Annotated in this window: 13 protein-coding genes; 4 read left to right on the forward strand and 9 right to left on the reverse strand. The window is 68.5% G+C overall.

Going from position 1 to position 13336, the window contains the following annotated elements; genetic code table 11:
* Nucleotides 1–11: 11 nt before the first annotated feature.
* From kdpB to CBM2586_RS10835, 4 genes are read right to left on the reverse strand one after another with little or no spacing between them, the layout of a single operon-like run.
* Nucleotides 12–2222, reverse strand: a complete 2211-nt coding sequence (gene kdpB, locus CBM2586_RS10820; protein ID WP_115687489.1) for a potassium-transporting ATPase subunit KdpB — start codon at nucleotides 2220–2222, stop codon at nucleotides 12–14.
* A gap of 40 nt (nucleotides 2223–2262) precedes the next feature.
* The gene (gene kdpA / locus CBM2586_RS10825) at nucleotides 2263–4080 is read right to left on the reverse strand and encodes a potassium-transporting ATPase subunit KdpA (RefSeq protein ID WP_115687491.1); all 1818 of its coding nucleotides are present in this window, start codon (nucleotides 4078–4080) and stop codon (nucleotides 2263–2265) included.
* Complete coding sequence (locus tag CBM2586_RS10830; protein ID WP_115661650.1) at nucleotides 4080–4169, reverse strand: potassium-transporting ATPase subunit F; 90 nt, start codon at nucleotides 4167–4169, stop codon at nucleotides 4080–4082. The genes kdpA and CBM2586_RS10830 overlap by 1 nt, the downstream gene beginning before the upstream one ends.
* Nucleotides 4169–4318, reverse strand: a complete 150-nt coding sequence (locus CBM2586_RS10835; protein WP_172583248.1) for a hypothetical protein — start codon at nucleotides 4316–4318, stop codon at nucleotides 4169–4171. Before CBM2586_RS10835 ends, CBM2586_RS10830 begins: the two co-directional genes overlap by 1 nt.
* Before the next feature lie 451 nt (nucleotides 4319–4769).
* Here CBM2586_RS10835 and rpsU point away from each other — a divergent pair, with 451 nt between their 5' ends.
* The 4 genes from rpsU to CBM2586_RS10855 all read left to right on the forward strand — a co-directional run bounded on the left by rpsU (nucleotide 4770) and on the right by CBM2586_RS10855 (nucleotide 7326).
* Nucleotides 4770–4982 (forward strand): 30S ribosomal protein S21, encoded by a 213-nt coding sequence (gene rpsU / locus CBM2586_RS10840; RefSeq protein WP_010814647.1) that lies wholly within the window; start codon nucleotides 4770–4772, stop codon nucleotides 4980–4982.
* A gap of 162 nt (nucleotides 4983–5144) precedes the next feature.
* Nucleotides 5145–6056 carry a nodulation factor ABC transporter ATP-binding protein NodI gene (gene nodI / locus CBM2586_RS10845; RefSeq protein WP_373424205.1) on the forward strand — a complete coding sequence of 304 codons (912 nt, stop codon included), beginning with the start codon at nucleotides 5145–5147 and terminating at the stop codon, nucleotides 6054–6056.
* A gap of 13 nt (nucleotides 6057–6069) precedes the next feature.
* Entirely contained in the window at nucleotides 6070–6921 is an 852-nt protein-coding gene (locus tag CBM2586_RS10850; RefSeq protein ID WP_115661648.1) for an ABC transporter permease, read from the forward strand.
* 51 nt (nucleotides 6922–6972) lie between these two features.
* Entirely contained in the window at nucleotides 6973–7326 is a 354-nt protein-coding gene (locus CBM2586_RS10855) for a hypothetical protein (protein ID WP_231942428.1), read from the forward strand.
* Nucleotides 7327–7330: 4 nt separating this feature from the next.
* Here the strand turns inward: CBM2586_RS10855 and CBM2586_RS10860 are convergent, their stop codons facing one another.
* From CBM2586_RS10860 to folC, 5 genes are all read right to left on the reverse strand, one after another.
* A complete protein-coding gene (locus CBM2586_RS10860) occupies nucleotides 7331–8536 on the reverse strand; it encodes an O-succinylhomoserine sulfhydrylase (RefSeq protein WP_115661646.1) in 1206 nt (401 codons plus the stop codon).
* Nucleotides 8537–8862: 326 nt separating this feature from the next.
* On the reverse strand, nucleotides 8863–10392 hold the full coding sequence (purF, locus tag CBM2586_RS10865; RefSeq protein ID WP_115661645.1) for an amidophosphoribosyltransferase: 1530 nt from the start codon (nucleotides 10390–10392) through the stop codon (nucleotides 8863–8865).
* 105 nt (nucleotides 10393–10497) lie between these two features.
* The gene (locus CBM2586_RS10870; protein ID WP_025585719.1) at nucleotides 10498–10995 is read right to left on the reverse strand and encodes a CvpA family protein; all 498 of its coding nucleotides are present in this window, start codon (nucleotides 10993–10995) and stop codon (nucleotides 10498–10500) included.
* Nucleotides 10996–11036: 41 nt separating this feature from the next.
* Complete coding sequence (locus tag CBM2586_RS10875; protein ID WP_115661644.1) at nucleotides 11037–11777, reverse strand: SPOR domain-containing protein; 741 nt, start codon at nucleotides 11775–11777, stop codon at nucleotides 11037–11039.
* A gap of 107 nt (nucleotides 11778–11884) precedes the next feature.
* Nucleotides 11885–13195: a bifunctional tetrahydrofolate synthase/dihydrofolate synthase gene (gene folC, locus CBM2586_RS10880; RefSeq protein WP_115687493.1), complete on the reverse strand. Its 1311-nt coding sequence runs from the start codon at nucleotides 13193–13195 to the stop codon at nucleotides 11885–11887.
* Nucleotides 13196–13336: the final 141 nt, after the last annotated feature.

Raw genomic sequence — 13336 nt, forward strand, 5'->3', positions numbered from 1 at the left:
GTTTGTGTCGATCAGGCCCAGCCCATCGCGGCCAGTCCCATGTCGATCAGCTTGATGCCGGCGAACGGCACCGCGATGCCGCCCAGTCCGTACACCAGCAGGTTGCGGCGCAGCAGCGCGGCGGCGCCGAGGGCGCGGTAGCGCACGCCACGCAGCGCCAGCGGGATCAGCACCACGATGATCAGCGCGTTGAAGATCACCGCCGACAGGATCGCCGACGCCGGCGTCGCCAGGCCCATCACGTTGAGCAGGCCGAGCTGCGGATAGGTGGTGGCAAAGGCCGCGGGGATGATCGCGAAATACTTGGCCAGGTCGTTGGCCACGCTGAAGGTGGTCAGCGCGCCGCGGGTCATCAGCATCTGCTTGCCGATGCCGACGATCTCGATCAGCTTGGTCGGGTTGCTGTCGAGGTCGACCATGTTGCCGGCCTCGCGCGCGGCCTGCGTGCCGCTGTTCATGGCGACCGCGACGTCGGCCTGCGCCAGCGCCGGGGCGTCGTTGGTGCCGTCGCCGGTCATCGCCACCAGCCGCCCTTCGGCCTGGTACTGGCGGATCAGCGCCAGCTTGGCTTCGGGCGTGGCCTCGGCGAGGAAATCGTCGACGCCCGCCTCGGCGGCGATGGCGGCGGCGGTCAGCCGGTTGTCGCCGGTGATCATCACGGTGCGGATGCCCATGCGGCGCAGTTCGCCGAAGCGCTCGCGGATGCCGCGCTTGACCGTGTCCTTCAGCTCCACCACGCCCAGCACGCGCACCTCGGCCCGGGCCAGCTCGGCCACCACCAGCGGCGTGCTGCCGGCCCGCGCCACGTCCTCGACCGCGTGCGTGACCACGTCCGGGAATTTGCCCGCATGCTGGGCCACGTAGCGGCGCACGGCATCGGCCGCGCCCTTGCGCACGCTGCGCCGCGACGCACCCTCGTCGAGGTCGACGCCGCTCATGCGCGTCTGCGCGCTGAACGGCACGAACACCTGCCGCGCCGCGCCCAAGCCGGGCGCCTCGGCGCCGGCGTGCTGGCGCGCCAGCGCCACGATGCTGCGGCCCTCCGGGGTTTCATCGGCGAGCGACGACAGCCACGCGGCGGCCGCCAGCTGGCGTTCGCTCACCCCCGGTGCCGGCAGCATCCGCGCGGCCTGGCGGTTGCCCAGCGTGATCGTGCCGGTCTTGTCGAGCAGCAGCACGTCGACGTCGCCGGCGGCTTCCACCGCGCGGCCCGAGGTGGCGATCACGTTGGCCGCCATCATGCGGCTCATGCCGGCCACGCCGATCGCCGACAGCAGCCCGCCGATGGTGGTCGGGATCAGGCATACCAGCAGCGCCACCAGCACGGTCACGGTGACCGGCAGCCCCGCGCCCGTCGCCAGCACGCCGTAGGCGGAGAATGGCAGCAGCGTGGCCGTGGCCAGCAGCAGCACCATGGACAGCCCGACCAGCAGGATGGTCAGCGCCAGCTCGTTGGGCGTCTTCTGGCGCCGCGCCCCTTCGACCATCGAGATCATCCGGTCGATAAAGCTCTCGCCGGGATTGGTGGTGATGCGCACCACGATCCGGTCGGACAGCACGCGGGTGCCGCCGGTGACGGACGAGAAATCGCCGCCGGACTCGCGGATCACCGGAGCCGACTCGCCCGTGATGGCGCTTTCGTCGACCGAGGCCACGCCTTCGATGACCTCGCCGTCGCCGGGGATCATGTCGCCGGCCTCGGCCAGCACCACGTCGCCGCGGCGCAGCGTGGTGGCCGGGCGCAACTGGATGGCGCCGTCGCGGCGGCCGTCGGCCAGCACGCGCGCTGTCGCGGTACGCTTCAGCCCGCGCAGCGATGCGGCCTGCTGGCGGCTGCGCCCTTCGGCGAGCGCCTCGGCAAAGTTGGCAAACAGCACGGTGACCCACAGCCAGAGCGTGACCGCGACGATAAAGCCGGCGCTTTCGGTGGCATGCGGCAGCGGCGACACCATCGCGCGCACGGCCAGCAGCGTGGTCAGGATGGCGCCGGCATAGACCACGAACATCACCGGGTTGCGCAGCTGCGCGCGCGGCGACAGCTTGCGCAGCGCCGCGAGCAGCGCCGGGCGCACCAGTTCGGGCGACAGCAGCCGGCGCTGCGCGCGCGCGGGATCGTGGGCGAGCTCATGGTGGCGCTCACGGGCAAGGTCAGGGACGGCGCCGCCGTCGGCGCGCTCCGGGGCGGCCTCGGGCCGCGTGTTCAGGGTATCGGGTTGCATCATGGAGCCAGGTTCGCGATTGGCGATTCGTCAGGACAGGCGATCAGCGCGCGGCGCCGGCCAGCATGCCCTGCAGGTGTTCGGCAACGGGGCCCAGCGCCAGCGCCGGGACATAGGTCAGCGCGCCCACCATCAGCACGGACCCCGCCAACAGCACCACGAACAGCGCGCCGTGCGTCGGCATGGTGCCGCCGGTGGCCGGCAGCTTCGGCTTGGCCGCCAGCGAGCCCGCCAGCGCCAGCACCGGGACCACGATCCAGAAGCGGCCGAACCACATCGCCGCGGCCAGCAGCGTGTTGTAGAACGGGGTGTTGGCCGACAGGCCCGCGAACGCGCTGCCGTTGTTGTTGGCCGCCGACGACAGCGCGTAGAGGATCTCGGAAAAACCGTGCGTGCCGGGGTTGAGCACGCCCGCGCGGCCCGCGCCCGCCATCACCGCCACCGCCGTGCCCAGCAGCACCAGCAGCGGCGTCACCAGGATCACGATCACGGTCATCTTCATCTCGAAGGCCTCGATCTTCTTGCCGAGGTATTCCGGGGTGCGGCCGATCATCAGGCCGGCGATGAACACCGCCAGCACCGCGTAGACCAGCATGCCGTACAGGCCGGAGCCAACCCCGCCGAACACCACCTCGCCCAGCTGCATCAGCAGCATCGGCACCATGCCGCCCAACGCGGTGAAGGAATCGTGCATGGCATTGACCGCGCCGCACGACGCCGCCGTGGTGATCGCCGCGAACAGCGCGGAGGCGGCCCCGCCGAAGCGCGTTTCCTTGCCTTCCATATTGCCGCCCGCCTGCAGCGCGGCGCCCGCGTGATCCAGCGGCAGCGCGGACAATACCGGGCCGGCATGCTGCTCGGCCAGCGCGGCCAGGCCGGCCATGGCCACGAACAGCAGGGTCATCGCCGCCAGCACCGCCACGCCCTGGCGGCGGTCCTGCACCATCTCGCCGAAGCTGAAGCACAGCGCGGCGGGGACCAGGAAGATCGCCAGCATTTCGATCAGGTTGGACAGCGCGGTCGGGTTCTCGTACGGATGCGCGGAGTTGGCGTTGAAGAAGCCGCCGCCGTTGGTGCCCAGCATCTTGATCGCCTCCTGCGAGGCCACCGGCCCCATCGGCAGCGTCTGCGTGCGCGCCGTGGCCGCACGGGTCAGCGCCTGGCCCTGGGCATCGGCGACCGGATTGCCGGCGGCGTCGATGACCGGCTGGCTGTAGGCCATCGGACGCAGCAGCGCTGCGTCGCGGTAGCCGCTGAAGTTCTGGATCACGCCCTGGCTGGCCAGCGCCAGCGCAATCGCCGAAGCCAGCGGCACCAGCACGTACAGCGTGATGCGCGTCAGGTCGACCCAGAAGTTGCCGATGCCGTCCGCGCGCTGGCGCGCAAACCCGCGCATCAGCGCGAACACCACCGCGATGCCGGTGGCCGCGGAGACAAAGTTCTGCACCGTCAGCGCCAGCATCTGCGTCAGGTAGCTCATGGTCGATTCGCCGCCATAGCCCTGCCAGTTGGTATTGGTGACAAAGCTGACGGCGGTGTTGAAGGCCGAGTCCGGCGATATCGCGCCGAAGCCCTGCGGGTTCAGCGGCAGCCAGCCCTGCAGGCGCTGCAGCGCGTAGACCGCGACCGCGCCGAGCAGGTTGAAGGCGAGCACGGCCAGCGCATAGCGCCGCCAGCCCATCTGCGCGCCAGGCTGCACGCCGGCGAGCCGGTACAGCGCGCGCTCGAGCGGCCGGCCCCAGCCGGTCAGGCGGTAGCCGTCGTCTTCGACCGCGCGGCGCAGATGGCGGCCCAGCCACGGCGCCAGCGCCAGCAGGATGGCCAGGTACAGGGCCAGCAGGCCCGGGAAATCGGTCGGCATCAGAACTTCTCCGGACGGCACAGCGCAATCAGCAGGTAGAGGAAGATGGCCAAGGCAAGCACGCCGGCCAGCAGTTCGGTCCAGTCCATCAGCGCTCTCCCACGGTGGTGGCGTGCGGCTGAGGCTGGTCCGCGGCAGCTGCAGGCCGCACCGGGCCGCTCAGCCATGCGCACAGCGCGACCAGGGCGGCGCTGGCGGCGCCGAAGGCAATCAGAATGAGCAGGAACATCGCATCCATGACGGGCAGAATCGTGAGTGGCAGACGTCACCCAGATTAGGGATGCGCGGATAAAAACGGGGTAGAAAGGCCCGCCGCGGCCATAAAAACGGTATAAAGACGGCTCGCGGTCCGGCGCGTAGCCGCGGTGCGCTCGAAGTAGCCCGGAATTCACTTTCAGGCCCGGCCACCACGCCTACGTTGCACTGCATTCTTGACAGCGCCGTCGTATACATGCCATAGTTACGGGCGTATAGCATTCATGGAAACCGGTACTGTCAGGCTCCAGTTATATTCGGACCTGGCGCTATCACCCCTGACACTGGTTGCACGGACTGAAACGTCCACATCTTTCAGGTTCGCGGGGGCGCACCAGGGCATCGGCCCGGCGTGCAATACCAGTCGCTCCGGCGACCGCAGTTTCCCCCCGTGTGAACCAGCCGCCCCGGCGGCAATCCCCTAAAGGACTGAATTGACTAAGATCGTCTTGAAACCCGGTGAGCCCGTTGAAGTTGCAATGCGGCGTTTCCGTCGTGCCATTCTGCAGACTGGCCTGATCGTTGAACTCAAGAGCCGTACCGCTTACGAGAAGCCGACGACCGAGCGCAAGCGCAAGAAGAAGGCCGCCGAAGCACGCCTGCGCAAGCGCCTGCGCATGCAGATGCTGCCGAAGAAGATGTACTGATTCCGGTAGCTTCGCTGCCCGGCTTCGCCGGGCAAGAAAAACCGCCAGTTCGCTGGCGGTTTTTTTATATCCGCGCCTGCTGCAACGCGCCAACCGAGGCTGGCGTGGATGACCGGCATAATGGCGGATATCGCGCCTTGCGGCGCCACACCGGACCCTGCCTTGACTGCCATCCTCGAGTTGCGCAAGGTGCGCAAGCAATACGGCGACACGGTCGTGGTCGACGACCTCGATCTCCAGGTTTTCCGCGGCCAGTGCTTCGGCCTGCTGGGCCCTAACGGCGCCGGCAAGACCACCACGCTGCGGTTGCTGCTGGGCCTGACCACGCCGCTGGCGGGCACGCTGACGCTGTGCGGCGAGCCCATCCCGCAGCGCGCCCCGCAGGCGCGCATGCGCGTGGGCGTGGTGCCGCAGTTCGACAATCTCGACCCCGACTTCTCGGTGATCGAGAACCTGCGCATCTTTGGCCGCTACTTCGGGCTGTCGTCGGCCGAGATAGAGCGGCGCGTGCCCCGGCTGCTGGAGTTCGCGCGGCTGGAAAACCGCGCCGACGCGCAGGTGCGCGATCTCTCCGGCGGCATGCGCCGGCGCCTGACCGTGGCGCGCGCGCTGATCAACGACCCCGACCTGCTGGTGATGGACGAGCCCACCACCGGCCTCGACCCGCAGGCGCGCCACCTGATCTGGGAGCGGCTGAAGTCGCTGATGGCCAGTGGCAAGACCATCCTGCTGACCACGCACTTCATGGAAGAAGCCGAACGGCTGTGCAACTACCTGTGCGTGATCGACGGCGGCCGCAAGATTGCCGAAGGCAAGCCGCACGAGCTGATCGACAGCCAGATCGGCTGCGACGTGGTCGAGGTCTATGGCGATGAACTGGACACGCTGCGTGGCACGCTGACGCCGCTGGCACAGCGCACCGAAATGAGCGGCGAGACGCTGTTCTGCTACGTGCGCGAGCCCGCCCCGCTGCTGGCGGCGCTGCACGGCAGGAGCGGCGTGCGCTACCTGCACCGTCCGGCCAACCTCGAGGACGTGTTCCTCAAGCTGACCGGCCGTGAGATGCGGGACTGAACCAAGGGACGACATGAGCGAACAGGACCCCCTCGCGGACGCCACCGATGCCGCCCCCGCCGCCGCCATGACGGCGCGCCAGACCTATCCGCAGCCGCTGCTGCCGCGCAACCTGCGCAACTGGATGATGGTCTGGTACCGCAACTACATGGTGTGGAAGAAGCTGGCGATTCCATCGATGATCGGCAACCTCGCCGACCCGATGATCTACCTGTTCGGCCTCGGCCTCGGGCTCGGGCTGATGGTCGGCCAGGTCGACGGCGTGTCGTATATCGCCTTCCTGGCCGCCGGCACCACTGCGTCCAGCGTGATGATGTCGGCCAGCTTCGAGTCGATGTATTCGGCGTTCTCGCGCATGCACGTGCAGCGCACCTGGGAGGCCATCATGCATGCGCCGCTGACGCTGGGCGACGTGGTGCTGGGCGAGATTGCCTGGGCGGCGAGCAAGGCGGTGCTGTCGGGGCTGGCCATCATGCTGGTGGCGGGCGCGCTCGGCTACGCGCAGATGCCGGGGGCGCTGCTGGCGCTGCCGGTGATCGTGCTGGCCGGGATTGCCTTCGCCGCGCTGGCCATGATTGTCACCGCGCTGGCGCCCAGCTACGACTTCTTCATGTTCTACCAGACCCTGGTGATGACGCCGATGCTGCTGCTGTCGGGCGTGTTCTTCCCGCTGGAGCAACTGCCCGAAGGCGTGCAGGCCGCCACCGAGGTGCTGCCGCTGGCGCACGCGGTGGCGCTGATCCGGCCGCTGATGCTGGGCCGCCCGATCGACGGCGCGGGCCTGCACCTGACGGTGCTGGCCGCCTATGCGGTGGCGGCGCTGGTGGTGTGCCTGGTGCTGCTGCGCCGCCGGCTGCTGCGCTGACCCCGCCCCATGCCAAACTTAACCACTACCATCAGTTCCATGCAGTCTTTATTGCCCCGCCTGCGTCGCAAGCGGCGCGACGAAAGCGAAACCTCCGTCTCGCTGCCGCGCATCGCCCTGCCGCGCATCACCTTGATGCTGGCGGCCGCCTGCGCCACGGCGACGCTGTCCGGATGCATGGTGGTCGGCGCCACCGTTGCGGTCGGCAGCGCCGCGGTGTCGACGGTGGCGACGGTAGGCTCGGCCGCGGTCAGCGTGGCCTCGACCGCGGTCGGCGCCACCTACGACGTCACCGCCGCCGGCGTGAAGGCGATGGCCGGCAGCGATGAGCCCGCGCCGCAAGCGCCGGCAGCGCCAGGGCCGACCCTGCAAGAACCGGCCCCGGTAGTCGCGGCGGCAGAGTAGCGCCTCAGCCGCCCAGCCCGCGCAGCAGGTCGGCCTTCAGGTCCTCGACCGACTCCAGCCCCACCGCCAGGCGGATCAGCCCTTCGCCGACGCCCGCGGCCGCCTTGGCCTCGGGGCTCACGCGCGCATGCGTGGTGGTGTACGGGTGCGTGATGGTGGTGCGGGTATCGCCCAGGTTGCCGGTGATCGAGCACAGCCGGGTGTTGTCGATCACGCGCCAGGCATTGGCGCGCTGCTGCTCGGGCGTCGCGCCCTTGAGCTCGAACGACACGATTGCGCCGCCGCCGCTTTGCTGGCGCATGGCGATCTGGTGCTGCGGGTGCGACGCCAGCGCCGGGTGGAACACGCGTGCCACGGCCGGGTGCGATTCCAGGAACCGCGCCAGTGCCAGCGCGCTGGCCGAATGGCGCTCCATGCGGATCGCCAGCGTCTCCATGCCCTTGAGCAGCACCCACGCATTGAACGCCGACAGCGTCGGCCCGGCGGTGCGCACGAACGGGAACACCTTGCCCATGATGAAGTCGTGCGAGCCCAGCACCGCGCCGCCCAGCACGCGCCCCTGGCCGTCGATATGCTTGGTGGCCGAGTGCACCACGATGTCGGCGCCGAACTTCATCGGCTGCTGCAGCGCGGGCGAGCAGAAGCAGTTGTCGACCACCAGCAGCGCATTGGCGTTATGGGCGATGTCCGCCACCGCGGCAATGTCGGCGACCTCGGTCAGCGGGTTCGACGGCGTTTCCAGGAAGAACAGTTTGGTGTTCGGCCGCACCGCGGCGCGCCATGCTTCCAGGTCGGTCGGATCGACGAAGGTGGTCTCGACGCCGAACTTGCCGAAGATATTGTTGAACAGCGTCATGGTGGAGCCGAAGATCGCCCGCGAGCTGACCAGGTGGTCGCCGGCCTGCATCGACGACAGCACCACCGACAGGATCGCGCTCATGCCCGAGGCGGTCGCCATGCAGGCCTGCGCCCCTTCCAGCGCGGCCAGCCGTGACTGGAACATCGACACGGTCGGGTTGGTAAAGCGCGAATAGGTGTAGCCCTCTTCCGAGTTGGCAAAGCGCTCGGCGGCCTCGGCGGCGCTGTTGAAGCAGAAGCTCGAGGTCAGGTACATGGCCTCGGAGTGCTCCATGAACTCGCTGCGCAGCGTGCCGGCGCGCACGCCGAGGGTATCGATGCCAAGCGATTCGGGATTGAGCGGTTGGTTCATGCTGGTGGCGCGGTCGTACCCGCGCGAATGCGATGGTTTCGACAAGCCGGGCGCCGGTCCGGTGGACGGCGCGCGGCCATGAAAAAAGCCCGTGCGATCGGATGGTCGGATCGACGGGCTTGCTGTCCTGCGAATGGCCTTGGGCTTCAGGCTGTGGCGGCCGGCTTCCGGGCTTCGCCGCGCCGGCAAGGCGCTGCGCAGCGGGAATCGTTGCTGGCCACCATCTCTTTAGCTGTTTCGGGCTGTACCCGCGTCCGCAAGCTGACTGTCAAATCGACGCCCGGCCATGTTAAGGCGGGGCATCGCATTCGTCAACGCGGCGCGGCTTACTCGTTGCCGCCGGAGCGCTGCAGGTGCAGTTGCGAGCGCTCGGTGTCGCCACCGGTGCCGTCGCGATCAGCCTGGCTGCGCGCGGTTTCCAGGCGGTCCAGGTAGGCCTCGTCGATATCGCCGGTGATGTAGCGGCCGTCGAAGCACGAGGCGTCGAAGTCCTTCAGCGCGGGGTTGATGTCGCGCACCGCCTGCTTCATCGCTTCCACGTCCTGGTACACCAGCTTGTCCGCGCCGATGATCCTTGCGATCTCTTCGTGCGTGCGGCCGTGCGCCACCAGTTCGCTGCGGGTCGGCATGTCGATGCCGTACACGTTCGGGTACTTCACCGGCGGCGCCGCCGAGGCGAAGATCACCTTGTTGGCGCCGGCGTCGCGCGCCATCTGCACGATCTCGAACGAGGTGGTGCCGCGCACGATCGAGTCGTCGACGATCAGCACGTTCTTGCCCTTGAACTCCACGCCCATGGCGTTGAGCTTCTGGCGCACCGACTTCTTGCGCACCGCCTGGCCCGGCATGATGAAGGTGCGGCCGACGTAGCGGTTCTTGAAGAAGCCTTCGCGGTAATTGACGCCCAGGCGGTTGGCCACCTGCATCGCGGCCGGCCGGCTGCTATCCGGGATCGGCATGACCACGTCGATATCGCCGGCCGACACTTCCTGGCGGATCTTCTCGGCCAGGTAGTCGCCCATGCGCAGGCGCGCGTCGTAGACCGGCACGCCGTCGATGCACGAATCCGGGCGGGCCAGGTAGACGTACTCGAAGATGCAAGGCGTGAGCACCGGGTTGTCGGCGCACTGCCTGCTGTAGAGCTTGCCGTCGAGGTCGATGAAGATGGCCTCGCCCGCCGCCACGTCGCGCTCGAACTTGTAGCCGATGCCTTCCAGCGCCACGGACTCCGACGCCACCATCCATTCCTTGCCGGTCGGGGTCTCGACGCTGCCCAGGCACAGCGGGCGGATGCCGAACGGGTCGCGCACCGCCAGCATGCCGTAGCCGGCGATCTGCGCCGCGATCGCGTACGAGCCGCGCACGCGCCGGTGCATCCCCGCCACCGCCTTGAAGATCATTTCCGGATCGAGCGCCATGCCGTTGCTGGCGCGCTGCATCTCGTCGGCCAGCACGTTCAGCAGCACTTCGGTATCCGAATGCGTGTTGATGTGGCGGCGGTCGCGGCGGAACATTTCCTCGCGCAGCTGCTGCCAGTTGGTCAGGTTGCCGTTATGCGCCAGGATGATGCCGTAGGGGGCGTTGACGTAGAACGGCTGCGCCTCTTCCTCGCTCGACGCCGAGCCGGCGGTCGGGTAGCGCACCTGGCCGATGCCGGCGGTGCCCGGCAGGCCGCGCATGTTGCGGGTGCGGAAGACATCGCGCACCAGGCCGTTGGCCTTGTGCATGTGGAAAGTACTGCCGTTGGCGGTGGCGATGCCGGCAGCATCCTGTCCGCGGTGTTGCAACAACAGCAGGCTGTCGTAAATCAGTTGGTTGACGGGCGTGGATGACACCACACCGACGATACCGCACATGCCAAGCTCCCAGGAAAGGCTTTGATTCAGGGGGCGCAGCCCGGCCCGGCATATCCACCGGGCCCGAAGGCCTGCGTTACTACCAGCCGCGCAACGTGCCCGGCCTTATGTCTTCACGTACTTCGCCAGCTCCGGCGGCAGCCATGGCTTGATCGATTCCATGGCCTGCATCACGTAGGGGCGGCTCACCGCATCGCGCCAGAACGGTTCTTCCGGCAATTTCGTCAGGCTGGCCAGCGTCACCATCACCATCACCAGCAGCACGCCGCGCAACAGGCCGAACACCAGTCCCAGGCCGCGGTCGGCGGGCTTGAGGCCGGTGCTCTCCAGCAATTGCCCGACCACCATGCCGGCCAGCGAGGCTCCCAGCACGGTGCCGATCAGCAGCACCACGAAGCCCAGAGCATGGCGGGCCAGCTCGCCGCCCGGCAAGGACTCGGGCATCCAGCCCGCGGCCACCGCGCCGTAGCGGAACGCCACCCAGAACGCCACCACCCAGCCGATCAGCGACAGCACCTCGCGCACCAGTCCGCGCAGCACGCCCAGCAGGCCCGAGGCCAGCAGGATAAAGACCACGGCGTAGTCGAAGAAAGTCGGCTGCATCGTTGCTGGCGGCCGCGCACGCGCGCCGGCCGCGGCGCCCCTTACTGTTCCACGACCTTCGAGGTCAGCCCCACGGCCCGCACGCGCTTGTCGGCGGCGTCGGCGGCGTCGCGGTCGTTGAAGGGACCGGCACGCAGCAGGATGCGCTCGCCATCGGCCAGCACTTTCTTTTCGACATAGGCCGGCACCTTGCTCGCCTTGAGCTTGGCCAGCCAGCCCTTGGCGCGCTCTTCCGAAGAAAACGCGCCGATCAGGATCAGGTACTTGCCGCTGCCGGTCCTGGCTTCGGCCCTGGTTTCAGGCTTCGGCTCGGGCTTGGCTTCGGTGCGCTGCGCGGGCTTGTCGGCGGCCGCCGCCGAAGGCTTGGGCGCGTTGACGATTTCCTCGCCGGCATCCAGCGCCGCGGCATCGTTGCGCGACGCCGGCGAGGCCGGCGCGGGCGGCAGCGGATCGGCCTTGCGCGGCTCGACGCGCGGCTTCTGCGAACTGGTGACACCGTTGGCGACCTTGACCGAGACATCGTCGGACACCGGCCGCGGCTTGGTTTCGAACACGATCGGCAGCACGATCACGGCGGCCACCATCAGCACCACGGCGCCGATCAGCCGGCGGCGCGCGCGCTGCTTCTGCGGAAATTCAGGGTCCAGCGTGTCGTCGGCATACTCGTCGGCGAGGCGGCGGGACGAGGCGATGCCCGCACCCGTATCGGCGCGCTGGCGCCGGGCACGCTCGGGTGCCGGGTCGTTGCCCTTGCGGGAGGAAAACAGCGAAAGCAGGCCCATAGATTGGTTCGGTGATACGGCCCGGTGGGCCGCTCGTTGCGTTTGCCGCTCAGTGATCGGCCAGGTCCGCCGGCTTTGCCGGCTCGGCGCGCGCCGGGACGCCCGCTTCAGTTAGCCTGCGTGGCACGGTAGGCCATCACGCCGGCGACGGTATAGAACGATCCGAAGACCAGAATTCTATCATTCTCGGTCGCTCTCTCCATGGCGTCGCGGAATGCCGCCTCGGGGCTGGAAAAGCAGGCCGCGGTGGCATCCGGGCCGGGGCGGAAGCCGCCCGCTTCCAGCCTTTCGAGCAGGTCCGTGGCGCTGGCCGCGCGTTCGGTGGGCAGGTCGCACAGGCACCAGTGGTCGACCTTGTCGGCCACATGCTGCAGCACGCCGGCGATGTCCTTGTCCTGCATCGCGCCGAACACCGCATACGTGTAGCGGAAGAAGCCCATGTTCTCGAGGTTCTGCCCCAGCGTCGCCGCCGCATGCGGATTGTGCGCCACGTCGAGGATTACGGCCGGACGGCCTGGCAGCACCTGGAAGCGGCCCGGCAGATCGACGAAGGCCAGGCCATTGCGCACTTCCTGCGCGCTCACCGGCAGGCGCTCGCGCAGCGCCTGCAGCGCCGCCAGCGCGGCCGATGCGTTGAGCAGCTGGTTGGCGCCGCGCAATGCCGGATAGCCCAGGCCGTTGAGCTTGCGTCCGCCGCCGCTCCAGTCCCATTGCTGGCGCTCCTGGCCCTTGGCGGCCTGGAAGTGGTAGTCGCGCCCCACCAGCCACAGCTCGGCGCCGACCGCTTCGGCATGCGCCAGCAGCGACTTGGGCGGCACCGGGTCGCCGCAGATCGCCGGCACCCCCGGACGGAAGATGCCGGCCTTCTCGAAGCCGATTTCCTCGCGGGTGTTGCCCAGGTACTGGGTATGGTCGATGTCGACGCTGGTGATGATGGCGCAGTCGGTATCGATCACATTGGTCGCATCGAGGCGGCCGCCCAGTCCCACTTCGAGGACGATCGCGTCGAGGCCGGCCGCGGCGAAGAAATGGAGGATCGCCAGCGTGGTGAACTCGAAGTAGGTCAGGCTGACCGGGTTGGCAAAGCTGTTGCGCGCATGCTCGACCGCCTCGAAGTGCGGCAGCAGCTGCGCGTCGGTGGCGATCTCGCCGTTCAGGCGCGCGCGCTCGTTGAACGAGATCAGGTGCGGCGAGGTATGGCAGCCCACCTTGTAGCCGGCTTCCAGCAGGATGCGCTCGAGCATGGCGCAGGTCGAGCCCTTGCCGTTGGTGCCGCCCACGGTAAAGACCGCGGCATCGATGCGCAGCCCGAGGGCTTCCTTCACGCGCGTGATGCGCGTCAGGCCCATGTCGATGCCCACGGGATGAGCGGTTTCGAGATGGGCGAGCCATTCGGGAAGCGTGTGGAAGACAGGCATTTCAGTTGTGCGAGGATGCGTTGGAAGCGTTTGCTACCAGATTCGGGCAGACGCGCGCAAAGTCAAGGGCGCGCTCCGGCGGGCGTCCAGAAAAGGCGAAAGGCGCGTCAACCACCCGCGCCTTCGGTACCGCGATACTGG

Origin of the sequence: Cupriavidus taiwanensis (genome assembly GCF_900250115.1) — a bacterium.
Classification (GTDB): domain Bacteria; phylum Pseudomonadota; class Gammaproteobacteria; order Burkholderiales; family Burkholderiaceae; genus Cupriavidus; species Cupriavidus taiwanensis_B.